The sequence below is a fragment of the Sphaerisporangium sp. NPDC049002 genome, assembly GCF_040649355.1.
Lineage (GTDB): Bacteria > Actinomycetota > Actinomycetes > Streptosporangiales > Streptosporangiaceae > Sphaerisporangium.
In genome coordinates, this window is the sequence record NZ_JBEZFH010000453.1 from 1 (window position 1) to 1,133 (window position 1,133).

2 protein-coding genes are annotated in these 1,133 nt (G+C 69.5%); both read right to left on the reverse strand.

Going from position 1 to position 1,133, the window contains the following annotated elements; translation table 11 throughout:
• Positions 1-319, reverse strand: a 319-nt coding sequence (locus AB0B89_RS36455; RefSeq protein ID WP_358562367.1) for a hypothetical protein, incomplete at its 3' end; no start/stop codon positions are given.
• A 102-nt stretch (positions 320-421) separates the two neighbouring features.
• On the reverse strand, positions 422-940 hold the full coding sequence (locus AB0B89_RS36460) for a DUF1643 domain-containing protein (RefSeq protein WP_358562370.1): 519 nt from the start codon (positions 938-940) through the stop codon (positions 422-424).
• Positions 941-1,133 lie beyond the last annotated feature (193 nt).

The following is a 1,133-nucleotide window of genomic DNA, read 5'->3' on the forward strand; positions in this document are numbered from 1 at the left end:
GGCGCCACTGCGACCGGCGCGGGCGCAGCGCGCCGCAGGCGTAGAGCCTCTCGACGACGGCGCGAGCACGGTCGCGGTCGTTCACCCGGTCGGTCAGCATGTCTTCCAGGGCCCGGGACGCCTCATTCCACGCGGCGTCGAACGCTGCGGCGTCGGCCGTCGCGGGCACGGTGGGGCGGAACACCTCGCCCTGGTGCCTGAGGGTGTCCCCGTATCCAGTGAGCGGTTCTCCGCACACGCGGCATTCGATGCGACCTGAATCGGGGTTCGGCCACTCTCGGGCGGCGTGGGTGTAGGGCTGGGTCCTGGTCGCGTACATTGGGTCACCCCCGTCTTGGGGTTTGTTCGAATGCCACTGAGATCATACCCCCACGCGGTGTAACCCCACACGCATTTAGTGCCGTTTTCGCTGGTCAGGCCATCAAGCGGCGCCGTTTATCGGCTCTACCGTGTTCCACGGCTGCGGCTTGAGGGTCGCCCGGAGATAGAGCGGATGGCGCGGATGGCCGGCCTGGGTGAGCGCGAGTGCCGTCAACCCGCGCATCCCGGGCAGCGCCAGGACCTGCTCGACCCGCCAGGCCGGCGCGTGCGCTCCCCACGCGGCCACCAACGGCGCCCCCGCTGTGACCGCGTCCCGCGCTGCCGCCACGAGGTGCTCGTCATTGTCCGGGCCTACCGGGTCACCTGCAGCGCCCAGGTCGACCGGTCGAGTGGCTCGCCAGGCGAAGAGGTTCACCACGGCGAGCCCCCCATACCCCCAGGCGCGGGCGAACCCCACGCATCGGCGGATGGTCGGGTCGTCGACATGGTGATCCGCGGTCGAGGGGTTCAGCATCACGAAGGTGACCGCAGCCCCCTCGGCCCAACGTCTCGCCAGGTGGTAGCGGTAGCAGCCGTCACTGGACAGGACCGCAGCGCGCATCATGGCTGGTGTTGCCATGCCGTGTCCTGCTGGATGAGGGCTTCATGGATGCGGCTGTGGATCAGGTCTACGGGGACGGCCCGGTCGCCATCGTTGAGGGCCTTGTCGCACAGCTCGAGTACGGCGCGCAGGGCTCTGATGGTGACGTCGTCGAGGCGGAGATGCCGTCCACCAGGTCGCCGACCTCGTTGGTCGGGTGGCCACCGTGGTC

Bases quoted from the DNA above. Each gene is read 5' to 3' on its own strand.
- AB0B89_RS36460 (WP_358562370.1), bottom strand. From the start codon at position 940: ATGGCAACACCAGCCATGATGCGCGCTGCGGTCCTGTCCAGTGACGGC.